Annotated in this window: 13 protein-coding genes; 4 read left to right on the plus strand and 9 right to left on the minus strand. The window is 32.5% G+C overall.

Going from position 1 to position 16683, the window contains the following annotated elements; all coding sequences use genetic code 11:
• Positions 1–78 precede the first annotated feature (78 nt).
• The 4 genes from MUA21_RS10745 to MUA21_RS10760 form a co-directional block, all read right to left on the minus strand.
• Positions 79–1995 (minus strand): FUSC family protein, encoded by a 1917-nt coding sequence (locus tag MUA21_RS10745; RefSeq protein WP_019470067.1) that lies wholly within the window; start codon positions 1993–1995, stop codon positions 79–81.
• A 433-nt stretch (positions 1996–2428) separates the two neighbouring features.
• Complete coding sequence (gene budA / locus MUA21_RS10750; RefSeq protein WP_262561247.1) at positions 2429–3127, minus strand: acetolactate decarboxylase; 699 nt, start codon at positions 3125–3127, stop codon at positions 2429–2431.
• A 383-nt stretch (positions 3128–3510) separates the two neighbouring features.
• Positions 3511–3795, minus strand: a complete 285-nt coding sequence (locus MUA21_RS10755) for a putative quinol monooxygenase (protein ID WP_107525194.1) — start codon at positions 3793–3795, stop codon at positions 3511–3513.
• Positions 3796–3844: 49 nt separating this feature from the next.
• Entirely contained in the window at positions 3845–5122 is a 1278-nt protein-coding gene (locus MUA21_RS10760; protein ID WP_070037731.1) for a pyruvate MFS transporter, read from the minus strand.
• A gap of 378 nt (positions 5123–5500) precedes the next feature.
• Here MUA21_RS10760 and uptA point away from each other — a divergent pair, with 378 nt between their 5' ends.
• On the plus strand, positions 5501–6112 hold the full coding sequence (gene uptA / locus MUA21_RS10765) for an undecaprenyl phosphate transporter UptA (protein WP_262561249.1): 612 nt from the start codon (positions 5501–5503) through the stop codon (positions 6110–6112).
• 261 nt (positions 6113–6373) lie between these two features.
• Here the strand turns inward: uptA and putP are convergent, their stop codons facing one another.
• Positions 6374–7915 (minus strand): sodium/proline symporter PutP, encoded by a 1542-nt coding sequence (putP, locus tag MUA21_RS10770; protein WP_107525197.1) that lies wholly within the window; start codon positions 7913–7915, stop codon positions 6374–6376.
• Positions 7916–8383: 468 nt separating this feature from the next.
• Between putP and MUA21_RS10775 the strand changes: the two genes are divergently transcribed.
• Together MUA21_RS10775 and MUA21_RS10780 are read left to right on the plus strand one after the other, a co-directional pair.
• A complete protein-coding gene (locus tag MUA21_RS10775; protein ID WP_262561250.1) occupies positions 8384–10336 on the plus strand; it encodes a fructose-1,6-bisphosphatase in 1953 nt (650 codons plus the stop codon).
• A 415-nt stretch (positions 10337–10751) separates the two neighbouring features.
• Positions 10752–11813 carry a YkvI family membrane protein gene (locus MUA21_RS10780; RefSeq protein ID WP_258085458.1) on the plus strand — a complete coding sequence of 354 codons (1062 nt, stop codon included), beginning with the start codon at positions 10752–10754 and terminating at the stop codon, positions 11811–11813.
• 122 nt (positions 11814–11935) lie between these two features.
• On the opposite strand, the gene mhqD is transcribed toward MUA21_RS10780, so the two are convergent.
• The 4 genes from mhqD to MUA21_RS10800 form a co-directional block, all read right to left on the minus strand.
• Complete coding sequence (mhqD, locus tag MUA21_RS10785; RefSeq protein ID WP_046206782.1) at positions 11936–12532, minus strand: methylhydroquinone degradation carboxylesterase MhqD; 597 nt, start codon at positions 12530–12532, stop codon at positions 11936–11938.
• Between the two features lie 26 nt (positions 12533–12558).
• Positions 12559–13464, minus strand: coding sequence for a VOC family protein (locus MUA21_RS10790; RefSeq protein WP_262561252.1), 906 nt, complete (start codon positions 13462–13464; stop codon positions 12559–12561).
• 52 nt (positions 13465–13516) lie between these two features.
• Complete coding sequence (mhqE, locus tag MUA21_RS10795; RefSeq protein ID WP_019470059.1) at positions 13517–14479, minus strand: ring-cleaving dioxygenase MhqE; 963 nt, start codon at positions 14477–14479, stop codon at positions 13517–13519.
• Between the two features lie 68 nt (positions 14480–14547).
• Positions 14548–14985, minus strand: coding sequence for a MarR family winged helix-turn-helix transcriptional regulator (locus tag MUA21_RS10800; RefSeq protein ID WP_046206973.1), 438 nt, complete (start codon positions 14983–14985; stop codon positions 14548–14550).
• 192 nt (positions 14986–15177) lie between these two features.
• Between MUA21_RS10800 and aldA the strand changes: the two genes are divergently transcribed.
• Positions 15178–16602, plus strand: a complete 1425-nt coding sequence (aldA, locus tag MUA21_RS10805) for an aldehyde dehydrogenase (protein WP_262561254.1) — start codon at positions 15178–15180, stop codon at positions 16600–16602.
• The last annotated feature ends 81 nt before the right edge of the window (positions 16603–16683 follow it).

Raw genomic sequence — 16683 nt, forward strand, 5'->3', positions numbered from 1 at the left:
AACACTTCATTAAATTTTAAATATAAAACAAGCCAATGTCATCGGATATTAACTACCGTAACATTGGCTTGTTTTGCATTATTCATGAGGTGATTTATTTGCTTGTCTTGCATTTTGACAATTATGTTGAATACTCATTAAAGAAGTTCTAATGTGCATGTATTGTGGTAAAGTTGCCATTTCTTGAACATTGATATTAGAACCGATTTCAAAATGTTTAGCAATGTTTTCAAATACTAACAAATACTCTCCCATGGTTTCATCATTAATATGGTAACGTTTTTCATTACTTAATGCCCTCGTCAGCATAAAACTGATTTCTTCTAGTGCATATATACTAGGATAATAGTATTGTATAACCCTTTTATTACTAAATACTTCACCATTCGCACTATTATATATTTGTTTCATATTGTTTAGTTGAACACTTAAATGCAACATTTCTTTTTTATCTCGCTCTCTCGATGAGTATTTGTTGCTTGAAAATAAATAATGGAATAACACTGCTTCATTACGAGCTACTGTAGCAAGCGTGCCTGGTAACATTGAAGAAGCAGTCTTTCTACCTATGATCAGTAGCGAAACAACAGCAATAATAATACCAACAATCACATCAATAATTCGTGGAAGTGCTATTAAAATCGAGAGATGGTTCGATGCTAAACCATTTAATAATATAACTTGAATTGTGATAAATATAACTGCAAATGAATAATTTGCTCCAACAAATATTTCTGTTATACCTGCTGCAACCGCAAGGAGTAATATAGCGATAGGTACAGGTGGTGTAGACAATAGTATTAATGACAGTACAAGTACACCTATAATCGTACCGATACCTCTTGATCCAGCACGTTCAAAACTGTGTAATGTAGTTGAACCTAATAATACTGTATGCGTACTAAGTGGAATCCAATATGCTTTGTCAAAATCAAACATCAATGCGATAAAAATCGCAATTGCCATAATAACGATATAGCGTATAGTATTTCTAAAGACAAATGAATCTATTGTCAAATTCGTAACTAATCGATGACCATAAATAGGTACACGTATATCCACTTCGTGTTCCAGTTGTGCATCATTTGCATTCATTATGGCATCAACTTTGAATATATTATCTACAAGTTTTTGATAAGCTTCATCAATATCAACTTGGCGTGTCCATGTTTTATTTGTCTTACCTTGCGTATATACTAAATTGATTACGTAGTCTACCATCAATTTAATATCTTGAGGTAAAGGCCGTACATTTTTTTCATTTAATTCCAGTAATTCTGAATGTATACCTTGTGCAATATTATGTAGCAATATTAAACGTTGGAATTGTGGTGACTTTTGAGATTTGGCAGAACTTGCAGTGATGAGTTGGTTATCAGTATTTCTAAAAGCAGTCACTGCAAATCGGGATGCTTTTGAAAATGCTTTTGGATCATCAAAATTATAAACTAATTGTTTTATAATATTATAATCATTTTTAATTGATTTAACTTCAGCTGATTCTTTTGAAAGTAAAATCACCACGATTACTACAAATGTTGCTAATAAACCTCCGATAAATACTGAAACACCTCTTATTAATGCTTCATCTGGAGCAACTGGTAAATTAATTGGCAAACTAAATGCCACAATAAAAAAAGTTGATGATGGTCCAGGAATGTTTAATGAACTAAATACATAATACGGTATTACTGCTACAATCAATAATAAAATACCAAATATGATGGGTTGATTGACAGTTAACGTGCCTAACATCATCGATAATGCAAATACTATTGAAGTAAAAAATACTGTACGAAGTTTAGACTTTGCCGTACCGCCAAACACATAAATATGTGCTAACGTACCTGTTGAAATTAATAGACCGATTGAAAAATAATCGACTAAATAACCAATCATTAATGGTAAAAACATTAGTATCGCTTGTCTAATACCTTTAGCAACATCGATTTTCATAGCATTAAATTTTGTGAGTGACTTTAAATATTTAATCAATGGCGATTCACCTCTCCTTTTTATTTTATTTTAACCATGATATTTCATCTGATTTGATGGAAAAACATAAAAAAGACGGGTTAGAAATCTAAAATTTATATTTCGATCTCATAGTCCCGTCCCCGTTAAGGTCATTTTGTTTTGTGAAAAACTTGTTATACATAGCTTTAAATATAAATACTTTGCTTTTATACAATATTAAAAATATTTAATTTATCCTTCAGCTCACTTTATCAAATACATAAATCTACAACTGGGGAAGTACATTGTAAAATAGTTCATTTCACAAATTTTGGTTGAGAAATCAGATACATTTTAATTAACGATTACTAAACTATTTTAACACTTTTATTGGTTTCTGCTAGGGCATTTCCTACAAATCGTTATAATGAATATGTTTAATCATTACTATATTCTACTTTAACGAGTAATTTTATTCTGATTGTTTGATGTCTTCGTGCACTGTTGAATAATCAATATCAGATTCTAAAAATGTCGCGTTATTTACTGGGAAATGTTGTTCAAGTGTTTCAATATTACTTATTTCTACATTGCCATGATTCATTTCAAAATCCAATACATGTCCACCTACTGTTTTATCTCTATCTACAAAATGTAAATGGAAACCTCCGGCAGCTATGACATGAAAAAGTGTTGGTGCATAAAAACCAACAATCGTACCTTCAATTTGATCATAATGAAACTCTGGTTGTTGTTTAGCCGATTCAATTAGTTTAGTATACGGTTTTTCTTGTTTTGGCATCATTCTAACATGTACGTTTTCAAATTTCCCAGATATTTTAACCGCAAAAAATAAGTTTTCACTGGCAGCGTGGCTTTTAGTTTGATTTAATACATATTCAGAATCAGTAATATGTCTCACTTCAAAACTAACATCCGGTTGAAATGGTGTGACCGTAGAAAAAGGTGTCATTTCACTACCATCTAGTTGTTTGAAATTACCATGTGCATCAGCATGATAAGCGACGCCGTCTAATATAATAACTTCACCGTCTGATCCTGTTAACGTACCGATACCTAAATCACCATGTTTTAAAATTTCATTCATTTCCATAGTGCCATCTAATAATCCAGCCATCAATGTACCGAGCGTGCCATGTTGATATAGCATGATATTTTCTCTCCTTATATCAGTATCTTTTTTAAAAATTTCACTATTCACAACATACTATTATACAATATAATTGTGTTTTCCAATAACTTTGTGCTCACAAAGCATTAATGAAACATGAATATTTCTCGATACCAACCTTATATGCTTTGCTTTAAAACTATGATAAAACACACTTTGATTTCATTTATATATATCGATTCAAGCTATAAATAAACGTCAACTTCGTTTTACCAAGATGGCATCCATCATAGGAAAATGTTCAGTTAATACGCTTCAATATTTCAAAAAAATGAAAGCGCCCGTTTCTATTCAATTGAATTTGAAACGGGCGCTTATGCGTTAATCATAGATGTTTATCTTCTATACGCTTATTTTATTAATTATTTAATTGTAGCAACTTCTATTTTAGGCGCTTCAAGTAAATAAGTTTCTATTTCTTTAAAAAATGTTTGAAAATGTTCTGATTGATTATGTGCTTCTAATGCAGCTTGATCTTTATATTTTTCTATAAAAGCAAAAGTTTGAGCTTCATTTGTATTTTCAAAGTGCGCATAATATAATGCACCTGCTTCTTGATTTGCTGCAATGACTAAGCGTTCAACCTCTGCTAAATAATTTTCTCTATGTTCTGATTTAATCTTCATTACTGCAGTTACTAAAATCATATATAACCTCCTGAGATAATCGCTCTTGCAAAGTTTGTTTATAAGAGTATTAAAGTTCTTCTTTTTCAATGATTAACGGTTGATCCGGTTTAACAAAAAACCACATAATTATTGCAAACACGACTGGGATAATAACTAATTCTAATGTCACTGTCCAACCAACAATATCAACCATCATACCTGCTAATAAAGGACTCAGCAATGCACCGATATTGCCCCATAAATTCATCCAGCCAGATACTGAACCAGAAAAATTACGTCCTAAATCTGTAGCTGCCGCCCAACTCATTCCTGTAGCAATTCCTATTCCGCCTAAACATAATGACAACCACAGCACATTTGCTACTAAATTGTTTGTTTGAATTGACATGAATAATGAGATACAAAATACCACAAAACCGATGATTGCAATGGACGCTCTCGCAACAAATCTTGATTTTCCATTTTGTAATAGCTTATCAGAGATTGCACCGCCACATAATATTAATAAGAACATAGCAATCCATGGTGCACCTGCTGCCCAAGCCATATCAGGGTCAGTTAATTTAACATTATATTGTTCCGTTAGATATGTAGGTAACCATATTAAGAATAGTGACACAACAAATTGTACAACAAAATATTGTGCAGCCAATGCATAAAAGCTAAATCTTCTTAGGAAGATATTCCACGGCGCGTTACTTTTTTCAGTTTTTATGATATCACGGTTTTCCATAATATATCTTTTTTCTGCTTCATTTACCATTTTATGTTGTTCCGGTAAATCTTTTGAAATAATAATCCATAATAATGCAATGACAATACCAATAGCACCAAAAATATAAAATACAGCTTGCCATCCAAACATATTAACGATAGCAATCGTAACTACAGGTGCAATCACTGGTCCAAAATATGAACCCGCTAACAATGCACTCGAAGCACGTCCTTTTTCACCTTTAGCAAACCAAAATGAGTTAAACACTGCATTCGAAGGATACATAGGTGCCTCACCTATACCAAATAAAAAACGTACAGCATATAATAAACCATGATTTTTAACAACACCAGTTAAAATCGTGAAAGCACTCCACCATACGAGCGCAATTGTTAACATTTTTTTAGATCCAAATTTTTCTGCCAAAAAACCAGAAGGTACTTGCATCAACGCATACCCTAACGAGAAAAATGATGCTAATAAACCAAACTGTGTTTTCGTCAAATGTAAATCTTCCATCATAGGTCCTGCAATAATGGAAATATTTGATCTATCCATATAAGCAATTACACCTATAATGAAAAACGCAATAGCAAAATACCATCTTATATTTGTTCTTTTTTGTTCCATTTTTTTACCCACACTCTCTCCCTATTTCACTAGTCATCATATGACCTATTGTGTGCCTAGATATTACCACAATATGAAATCGCTTACAACTACTTTTTTCATTTTATGATAATACCTTATTCATTCTTATGAGCAGCGTACACAGTTTATGTGACAGGTATTAACACCAGTTCTTTAAAAACCTAAATCTTCACTATAATATTAGTTGAAATAAGTTTTTCTTAAATCCGTCAGTGCATTGAAATTTCAAGGCAACAAATTTATTAATTATCTTTATATTACCTTAAATATGCATTACACATTAATTTAGATTATAATACAGAAGTAATTAAAAAATACCATCATGTTTGATTAAGAAAAGGAGCGACACTTATTGCCATGGAACAAATACTGACAAACTTTATAAATTCATGGGGTTATACTGCTATTGCAATATTAACCCTATTAGAAAATATATTACCTTTTATTCCATCTGAAATTATTTTGACATTTGCAGGACTGATGACAGTTAAATCTGATTTATCCATACCTTTACTTTTTATCATATCTACCATTTCATCGTTAATCGGTTTAATCATACTTTATTACATCAGTAGTATCGTCTCTGAAGCACGTTTATATCGTTTTGTTGATAAATATGGAAAATGGATCAAACTCAAAGGAAAAGATATTGCTCGCGCTAATGAATGGTTTAAAAAATACGGTGCTATTGCAGTCTTTCTTTGTCGCTTTATTCCTGTTTTACGCGTATTAATCACCATACCAGCAGGCATTAATAGAATGAATATTGTATTATTTACTATTCTTTCGTTAATAGGTACTACAATTTGGAACATTGCACTCATCTTCTTAGGTAGCATGTTGAGCAACAGTTTTGATACGTTAATGAATGGCTTACACACTTATTCATATATTATGTATGTCATCATCGCTATAGCTGTCGTATATCTCTTTATTCGTATCTACAAAAAGAATCGCACACATCAATAAGTGTACGCTTTGCTTTAGTTTAAAACTTTTTACGTCACTTGCTCGTATAACTGATATCTATCTTAGCAATCAGACAAAATCCGTAGGGTTTTTGTCTGATTTTTTTATAAAAAAAGACTAACTTCCCCCTTTGAAGTTAGTCTTTCACGATCTTTAATTTCTCCCTAAAATTTTGAGCAGAAAATTTTCTATTACTTATGTGCTCATTGAATATTTATATAATCAAAATACTACCCCTTTATCAAACTACAATGATAATGATTACTTATTACCTTTTACTATTTGACGAACTTCTTCTAAATCGCCTTCTACATCAATTTGAGGTTTCTTCGTCATTTTACTAACTAAAATGGTAACAATTAAACTTGTTAAAAATCCTGGAACAATCTCATACAAATTAAAGAAATCATTAATTTCACCTAATGGTTTAACAAACGCAATCCAAACAATTACAACAATTGCACCTGAAATCATTCCGCTGACTGCACCAGTACGACTTAAACCTTTCCAATATAAACTCATTAATACAAGTGGTCCAAATGCAGCACCAAAACCTGCCCAAGCGTTACCTACAAGATTTAAAATTGTATCATTAGGTGACCATGCAATGATAATTGATACAATTGCAACTAAAACAACTGACATACGTCCCACAAAAACAAATTCCTTTTCATGTTTTTTTGCTGCTTCCTCACCACGGAACAATTTATAAAAATCTTCAGTTAATGAACTTGATGTCACCAATAGTTGTGACGAAATCGTACTCATAATCGCTGCTAAAATAGCTGCAAGTAAGAAACCGCCCACAAGTGGATGGAACAATATTTGACCCATTAATATAAACAGTGTTTCTGGATCCTCAAGTGTTACACCACCACGATTGACAAATGTAATACCTACAAGACCTACACCAACTGCACCCAGTAAGCTAATTGCCATCCAACCTATGCCAAAACGTCTTGCTGTCGGTAATTGTTTCACTGATTTAATAGACATAAAACGCACAATAATATGTGGTTGTCCAAAATAACCTAAGCCCCAAGCAAAGAATGATATGATACCAATAACCGTTGTACCTTTAAATAAATCAAGGTTTGTCGGTTTCAAATCTGCCGCTTGCGATAAAGTATCCAATCCACTTAATTGCATCATCGCTACTATTGGTACCATGACCATAGCAATTAACATGATTACCCCTTGGAAAAAGTCTGTTAACGACACGGCTAAATATCCGCCGAAAAAAGTATACGCAATTACAATAATAGCAACTAATAATAATCCAAAATGGTAGTTTAAACCAAAAGCACTATCAAATAATTTACCACCTGCAACCATTCCAGAATGAGTATACAGTGTAAAGAACACGACAATAATACCACCTGATATAATTTTAACCACATTTGATTGATCATCTAAACGATTTCTAAAGAAATCAGGTAATGTTATTGCATCTCCAGCTTTTACTGTATACACACGTAATCGTGGGGCTACAACGAGATAATTTATGTATGCACCAATAGTCAGACCGATTGCCAACCATGCAGCTGATAACCCTGTCGTATAAACTTCACCGGGCAATCCCATAATCATCCAACCACTCATATCTGATGCTCCAGCAGATAATGCTGTAACATAAGGTCCTATGTTTCTACCACCTAACATATACTCACTGATATTACCTGTCGCTTGCTTATAGCCGTAATATCCAATGACTAATAGCACAACAAAATACGCACCAAGCATAATATATGTCTGCCAGTTTGGATTTACTTGACTGGATAACGATGCTCCCAAAGTAAACATAAAATAAACTCCCTTTTTATAATTTTGTTACATGCACTTATTATACAAAAGTTTAAAAATTTTTAAACCGCTATTTAAAAAATATTTTTTGAAAATACATTCCAAATCACCTTTAACACGCTCAAAACAATTGTTATCAAGCTGTTTTTATCGTTTTAAATAATATGTGTATTTTTACAATTTTAGGGTTAAATACTTATTTTTCTAATTCAAAAAAATGTATGTTTCCTACAACATTTACATTTATATGATAATTTTCTTATTTGAGTAACATCGTTATTTTTAACAATTTCACCGCTTTTTTGACAAAAAAATGAAGCCATTCCCATTAATTAAAAGATAGTATAAATAATGTAATCAATACTAGACACTCACCCCAAAATTAATGCTACAATATTACACATACAATGGAAACGTTTTATTAAATAGAATGAGTAACAAAACTACCTAATTGGAGTGACATAAATAATGCATGATGCAACAGAAAAAAGTGTAAAAGAAAAATATTTAGATTTATTATCTCAACAATTTAATAACAGAGAGGAATTAGCAACTGAAATTATAAATCTTGAGTCTATTTTAGAACTTCCAAAAGGCACGGAACATTTCGTCAGCGACCTACATGGAGAATTCCATGCATTTCAGCATGTATTAAGAAATGGTTCAGGAAATGTTCGTTCTAAAATCAGTGATATATTTCAAGATACTTTGACACGCCAAGAAATAAATGAATTTTCGGCACTTGTATATTATCCAGAAGAAAAATTAAAATTAATTAAAAATAGTTTCACCTCAAAAGAGCGCTTAGATGAATGGTATATCACAACGATTAATCGTCTTATCAAATTAGTCACTTATGCTTCTTCTAAATATACACGAACAAAATTACGCAAAACTTTACCTAAAAATTATATTTTTATAATAGAAGAGCTGTTATATAAAAGTAATAAATATAATAATAAACATTCATATTATCAGACACTAATGAATCAAATTATTGAACTCGAACAATCAGATGATCTGATTATCGGTCTGTCCTTTACAATTCAACATCTCGTGGTGAACCATTTACACGTTGTAGGTGATATTTATGATCGTGGTCCAGAACCTGATAAAATCATGGACACCTTAATTGACTATCCTTCTGTAGATGTACAATGGGGAAATCATGATGTCTTGTGGATTGGTGCCTATGCTGGTTCTAAAGTGTGCTTAGCAAATTTACTCAGAATTTGTGCGCGTTATGATAACTTAGACATTATTGAAGATGCTTATGGTATTAATTTACGTCCATTATTAACACTTGCTGAAAAATACTATTCAGGTGACAATCCTGCTTTCAAACCTAAAAATGCTGAAGGACTGTCTCAATCCGAAATAGAACAAATCACTAAAATTCACCAAGCAATCGCAATCATCCAATTCAAACTAGAAGCACCTATCATTAAGCGTAGACCTAACTTTGAAATGGAAGAACGATTAGTGTTGGAAAGCATCGACTATGAAAATCATACAGCCACACTTTATGGTAAAACTTATGCTTTAGAACATACTTGTTTCCAAACAATTGATCCAAGCAACCCTAACGCATTAACTGAAGATGAACACGAAGTAATAGAAAAATTATTATTATCAGTGCAACAATCTGAAAAATTAAAACGTCACATGACATTTTTAATGCAAAAAGGGAAACTTTACCTTCCTTATAATGGCAATTTGCTAATTCATGGTTGTATTCCTGTGGATGAAAATGGAGAAATGGAATCTATGGTTATTGATGGTGAAAAATGCTATGGCAGAGATTTGCTTGACCATTTCGAATACTTTGTAAGAGAGGCATTTGACCATAAAGACATACATGATGATCTAGCAACGGATCTTGTTTGGTATCTATGGACAGGTAAGTATTCGTCCTTATTTGGAAAAAGAGCAATGACAACATTTGAACGTTATTTTATTAATGATAAATCAGCACATAAAGAAACTAAAAACCCTTATTACTATTTACGTGAAGACGTAAATATATGCAAAAAAATGTTAAAAGATTTCGGTTTAGATCCAGAAGAAGGACATATAATCAATGGCCATACACCAGTTAAAGAAATTGACGGCGAAAACCCAATCAAAGCAAATGGTAAAATGATTGTCATCGACGGTGGATTTTCAAAAGCCTACCAATCTACAACTGGTATTGCCGGCTATACTTTACTCTATAATTCTTTTGGAATGCAGCTTGTAGCACACCAACACTTTAATTCTAAAAAACATGTCTTGCTCAATGGGGCTGACGAGCTTTCTATAAGACGCGTGGTAGACAAAGAGTTAAAACGTAAAAAAATACGTGATACTAATACTGGTAAAGATATACAAGAAAAAATTGATGTGTTAAAAGTATTGATGCATGACCGATTTGTCAACTAATTTTATCCATGACTTCTTCATAAAATGATAATGAAATGATGCTGTATCCAGTGACTAAAAGTCCAAAAAAACAACGCGGCGAATGCTACGTTGTTTCATAAAAATATAGAAAACGACACTATTTATAAACGCCGTTCTCTTAAATTGCAAACTTAATCAAATCACCATTTTCTAGGCTGTTAATCCCTAAATCCCATGGGTATACAGCCTAGTTTTTTTAGGTTCTGACTTTATGAATATTTGCAACTTGTTTACTCAACCTTTGAGCTGCTTCGTTCTCTCAAAAAATACAAATGTATATATGATATGAACTTTATGATTTATTTCTCGTTTCGTTTAAGATAAAATAAATCATTGTGATGTTTATTAAATAAGTATGATTACCATATGTATGGCAAGAAAGGATTCCAATTATATGTCTAGTTTAAAAGAAAGTATCATCGTTGCTTTTGCGTTTGTAGGTGTTGTTGTGGGTGCCGGCTTTGCGACGGGCCAAGAAATTTTCCAATTTTTTACTAGCAATGGTAAATTTAGTGTTTTAGGCGTTATTATCACCGGATTTATCATTACCATAGCTGGTGTATTTGTATTAAATACAGGCTACCGATTGCGTTCACACAGCCATACTGAGCCCATAAAGTTTTACCTACCTCGAACAATTGCGACAATGTTTGATATGATTTTAACACTGTTTTTACTTGCATTAGCTATGATAATGACAGCTGGTGGCGTTTCAACGATTCATGAAAATTTTGATATACCTTATGCTATTAGCGCTTTGATTTTAGTCATTATTATCTTGGCTACTTTATGCTTAAAATTTGATCGTTTAATCACTGTTTTAGGCATGGTTACACCATTTTTAATTATTATTGTATCAATAATTGCTATTTATTATTTCACTACTGGAAGTTTTGACTTTGATTCAGCGTCGCAATATGCCAATAGTGGCACACGTACAGATAAATGGTGGTGGTTTGATGCAATTAATTATGGCAGTTTGCAAATTGCAGCTGCGTTTAGTTTTCTTTCTGTAATGGGGGGACGTATAAAATCTGAAAAGGCAACATATTTAGGTGGTATTTTAGGTGGCATGGTCATAACGTTTTTATTATTAATGTTAAACCTTGGTATGGTCACAGAATTTACAAAAATAACAAATGTAGCGTTACCGTCACTTTTATTGGCAAAACAAATTTCACCTGTGATTGGTCATTTTATGGCCATTATCATGGTATTAGTGATTTATAATACAGTTGTGGGATTAATGTATGCATTTGCCTCTCGTTTCACAGAACCATATAAACAAAATTATTATATTTTAATTATAATTATTGCAGTTATTACATTTGCTACTACGTTTGTCGGTTTTATTGAGTTAATTGGAAAAGTATTTCCATTGATGGGACTCTTTGGTTTTATTTTGTTAATTCCTATATTAATGAAAGGTATCTTTTATAAATCACATTCATCATAACAAAAACCTCTAGACGAGAGTTTCAATATTATCATCATTCAATCATAATATTGAGTTGGTCTAGAGGTTTTTTATTTTGCTATCGCATCACTTACATATCATTATTCTAATTAAATTGTTATTTATTCATCTTCTAATAATGATTGGCCCGCAATAATGCCTTCACGTGTCAACTCGTGACTATTCACCCATATTTGTTTAACTGTTGCGCCAGCTTGATTAAAGATATCAATCACATGTTGACTATCCTGAACAGAAACGATAGGGTCATTTTCACCCATTGATAATAATACCTTGGAATTGGATAAATCTTTGTCATTTACTGACTCTAAAGGATATAAAGGTGCGTAAAGTAGTGCTTTGTTAAATGAAATATCTGGGTGTAACATCATGCTTATCGCAATATTAGAACCATTAGAGAAGCCTACTGGTATAGCTTGGGTCAAATCAAAATGATACGTTTCAGCCGCTTCTTTTAAAAATTGTATTAAATTGTTTGTTCTATATTTCAAATCTTCAACATCATATTGTCCTTCACCATATCTCTTGAAGAAACGATTCATACCATTTTCCGAAACTTCTCCTCTTACACTTAGTACATTATAACTTGCATTTAATGCTTGTGCTAAAGGTAAAAGATCATGTTCATCTCCACCTGTGCCATGTAATAAAATAAAAGTTGGACCGTTTAAATCACCTTGTTTAAAAATGTGTTCCATTATTTATCATCTCCTTATTAATATACTTATATTCGAATAGGTGGTAATAATTTCAATAATGCTTCTCTTTGGTCCTCATATTGTGGCGGTAACATAAGATGTGTACCCAAGTCTTCAAATCGTTCATCTATCGTAAATCCTGGTCCTTCAGTAGCAAACTCAAAAATAATGCCACCACGTTCTTTCATGTAAATAGCATTAAAATAATTGCGATCTTTCACTTCCGTTACATGATAGCCCTTGTCTTTCATTTTCATTTGCCAAGCTTTGTGTTCCTCATCATTAGGTACTGACCAAGCAATATGATGCACGACACCAACACCCCATCGTACACGCACATCGGCAACTTCTTTTTGAACTATCACATGGTGTCGCCATTCTCCTTTAGTTTCAAGGTGAATATGACGCTCATTTTCATCTATTAGCTCTAACCCCATATCCTCATTTAATGTTCGTACTGTTTGATATGGCTCAATTGATAGCATGCTAACACCATGAAAACCTATAATATTTTCTCCACTATCGTACGTATGCGCTTCATCAGTTTCCACAAGTGCTAATGGTAACGCATGTGTATCTGAAAATTCGACCGTAGCTTTATTAAATAATTGTGTTCTCGCAGTTTCTATCCCATGTGATTGCAAATGTTTTTCCCAATCTTCCAATGATCCTTTAGGCACCCGAAATGCTATACGTTGAACCTGACCAGAACCGATACGTCCTTTATAATTGTTGGGCCAATTAAAAAATGTCAATATTGTTCCATTATCCACATTGCCATTCGCAAAATATAGATGGTACGTGGAAGGATCATCAAAATTCACTGTTTTCTTAATTAATTTTAAATTGAGTATATCTCTATAAAATTGAATATTCTCTTCTGGATTACCTACAATCGCCGAAATATGATGAATATGACTAATATCTTCCATAAAATAACTACCCTCTCACTTTTTAATATTAAGATTTAAGCAATCTCACAATTTAATGCGAACGTCTTGTATCAAATGGACGCACTTCTGATTCTATATAATCACGTTTTTCTTCTAAAAATGGTGGTAATGCAAGGCTTTCGCCCAATGTTTCATATGGTTCATCTCCCATAAATCCAGGTCCATCTGTAGAAACTTCAATCAAAATATGACCAATACGTGCATATAATGCTTCAAAATAAAATCTATCTACTAAGCCTGAGTTACCAATACCATACTGTTCATATTTTTCTAACCATTTAGATATTGCCTCATGATCTTTTAATCTGAATGAAACATGATGCACTTCACCATAACCTTGTCTTGCTTCTGGTCCAGTTGCATCTTTTCTTAAAAAGACTTGGCCACCATTACCACCTTCACCTACTTCTAATACTGCAACGTTTTCTTCTTCTATAATTGTTGTCATACCAAATATATCTTCTAAAATCTTTTTAAAGTCTTCAAAATAACTAACAGTTATTTCAATCGGGCCTAGACCATAAATCGCTTTATCTGTTGGTACTGGGCCTTCTTTCCATGGTTGACCAGCTGCCACACCTTTATTGTTTTCATCTGAGATTAATTGATAACTTTGTCCATCTGCTTCTTCAAAAGGCAATACCTTTTTACCAAATAATGTTTGAATGCCTTCATGTTTAATATTATATTCATTAAATCTTTGTTCATAATATGCTAACGCTGCATCATCAGGCACACGAAATGACGGACGTGTAATTGAATTTGTACCAGAATGCCCTTGAGGAACATTAGGAAAATCAAAAAATGTCATATCTGTACCTGGAGAACCAACATCATCTGCAAAGAATGTATGATAAGTATATATATCATCTTGGTTTACAGTCTTTTTCACAAGTCTCATTCCTAATACTTCAGTAAAAAATTTATAGTTTCGTTCAGCATCATCTGTGATTGCTGTTACATGGTGTATTCCTAATAATTGAGTGTTTGTCATAATAAAACTCCTTTTTCCATTATATTTATCTCGATTTCGAAGTAATTTTGAATAAAATTTTTTAAGTGCTACGACTTATTGATAGGTTGAGCACTTAATTTTTTTAAAGCTTGTTGCAATGTTGCTAATTCTTCGTTTGACAATACTGAGAAAGTTGATTCTAACGTAGCTGCATGTTCTGGAAATATATCATTCATTAGTGCATGTCCTTCTTCTGTAATTGAAGCATTCGTTACGCGCTTATCCTGTATATTTCGAATTCTTACTACATATCCTTTTGCTTCTAACTTATCAACGACATATGTGATACTGCTACTCGCAATTAAAACTCTGTCACCAATACGTTGTATCGGCTGATCACCTTTATTATATAATAACTCTAAAACTGCAAACTCCGTTATATTCAAACCATAACGTTGAATATCATTTCTAACGATTTGTTCTAAATGATCTACGGTTCGATTTAAACCAATAAAGGTATTCAATGACTCTTTAGTACGATTCATTGCATCACCAACTTTCAATTTATTTCGATTTCGAGATAAATTATAATACCCTTTTGAACATAAGTCAACACATTAAGTATAAAAAATATACTAACATCCGATTACTTAACAAAACCAAAGTTTTATGATTATTTCTCAAACCGTTTCTTCTGCTCAAATAAGTGGTATATATCATAGTGTGGAGGTGTCGTAATGAATAAATTATTTATAAACAACCAATTTGTAGAAAGTGAGTCTAATGACACAATGAATGTCATTAATCCTGCGACAGAAGAAATCATAGACACAATTACATTTGCGACTAAAGACGAAGTAAATTCAGCTGTGGAAAAATCTAAACATGCACAATTAGAATGGGAAAAGGTCCCTCAACCAACACGTGCTGACCATGTAAAAATGCTAATTCCGTTATTAGAAGAACATAAAGAAACAATTGCAAAATTATATGTTCAAGAACAAGGTAAAACACTCAATTCAGCAATCGGTGAAATAAACAAGGCAATACACTTTATAGATTATATGACAAGTCAAAGTATGAATAGCAAAGGTGAAGTGATTCAAAATAGTCGTGAAAATGAGACGATACAATTAACTAAAAAACCTATTGGTGTGACAGCAGGTATAGTACCATGGAATGCACCCATCATGGTATTAATGAGAAAGGTCATTCCTGCTGTAATCTCAGGTTGTTCTGTAATAATAAAACCTAGTGAAGAAACATCATTAGTAACTTTAAAAATTGCAGAATTGTTCCGACAATCAACGATTCCTCCGGGTCTTATTCAAATTGTTCCTGGTAAAGGAGAAACTGTAGGTACGCAATTAGCAGAACATCCAGATATACAATTAATATCAATCACAGGTAGTATGCGCGCGGGTAAATCCGTTTATGCCAAAAGTGCCCAAACGGTTAAAAAAGTTAATCTTGAACTTGGCGGTAATGCGCCTGTAATAGTGACACCAAATGCCAATTTAAATAAGGCAGTTGATTACATTGTGGCTGCTAGAATTAATAACGCAGGACAAGTATGTACTTGTCCTGAACGCATCTTTGTTCATCATGATATTCACGAAACTTTCATTAATAAACTAAAAGATAAAATGGAGACTCTAAATGTAGGCGATCCATTCGATGATCAAACTGATTTCGGTGCAATTATCAATCAAAAACAATTAGCAAGCATAGATGAAAAAGTTCAAAAGGCAATTCAAAATGGGGCTCAATTAATTACAGGTGGCAGCATCATAAATCGTTCTGGTTATTTTTATGAACCAACGATTTTAGACAAAGTTAGTCCAGACGACGAAGCTTTTAAAGAAGAAATTTTCGGCCCTGTACTACCTATAATTAAATATTCTGATTTTGAAGCAGCTATTGAACACGCCAATCACACAAATGCCGGTTTATCATCTTATATATTTTCAGAAGATTTAAAAGAAGTAATGACAGCAACTGAACGTCTTAAATTTGGTGAGGTTTATGCAAATTGTGAAGCAGAAGAAGTTGTGAATGGATATCATGCTGGTTGGAGAGAGTCAGGTATTGGAGGCGCTGATGGTATTCGTGGGCTTGAAGAATATTATAATACAACAGTGTCTTACATCAGATATGATTAAAAATGTTAATTATTGAAAAATACAAAACATGTTGAAATGACTAAATGTATATTAAAAAACGATGATAGTACTTTCTATCAC

This window comes from Staphylococcus ureilyticus (genome assembly GCF_025558845.1).
Lineage (GTDB): Bacteria > Bacillota > Bacilli > Staphylococcales > Staphylococcaceae > Staphylococcus > Staphylococcus ureilyticus.

Coding starts and splice junctions, on each gene's coding strand:
- MUA21_RS10780 (WP_258085458.1), top strand. CDS start 10,752: ATGTCTAGTTTAAAAGAAAGTATCATCGTTGCTTTTGCGTTTGTAGGT.
- uptA (WP_262561249.1), top strand. CDS start 5,501: ATGGAACAAATACTGACAAACTTTATAAATTCATGGGGTTATACTGCT.
- MUA21_RS10760 (WP_070037731.1), bottom strand. CDS start 5,122: ATGGAACAAAAAAGAACAAATATAAGATGGTATTTTGCTATTGCGTTT.
- budA (WP_262561247.1), bottom strand. CDS start 3,127: ATGCTATATCAACATGGCACGCTCGGTACATTGATGGCTGGATTATTA.
- MUA21_RS10775 (WP_262561250.1), top strand. CDS start 8,384: ATGCATGATGCAACAGAAAAAAGTGTAAAAGAAAAATATTTAGATTTA.
- putP (WP_107525197.1), bottom strand. CDS start 7,915: ATGTTTACTTTGGGAGCATCGTTATCCAGTCAAGTAAATCCAAACTGG.
- MUA21_RS10800 (WP_046206973.1), bottom strand. CDS start 14,985: ATGAATCGTACTAAAGAGTCATTGAATACCTTTATTGGTTTAAATCGA.
- mhqE (WP_019470059.1), bottom strand. CDS start 14,479: ATGACAAACACTCAATTATTAGGAATACACCATGTAACAGCAATCACA.
- MUA21_RS10755 (WP_107525194.1), bottom strand. CDS start 3,795: ATGATTTTAGTAACTGCAGTAATGAAGATTAAATCAGAACATAGAGAA.
- aldA (WP_262561254.1), top strand. CDS start 15,178: ATGAATAAATTATTTATAAACAACCAATTTGTAGAAAGTGAGTCTAAT.
- mhqD (WP_046206782.1), bottom strand. CDS start 12,532: ATGGAACACATTTTTAAACAAGGTGATTTAAACGGTCCAACTTTTATT.
- MUA21_RS10790 (WP_262561252.1), bottom strand. CDS start 13,464: ATGGAAGATATTAGTCATATTCATCATATTTCGGCGATTGTAGGTAAT.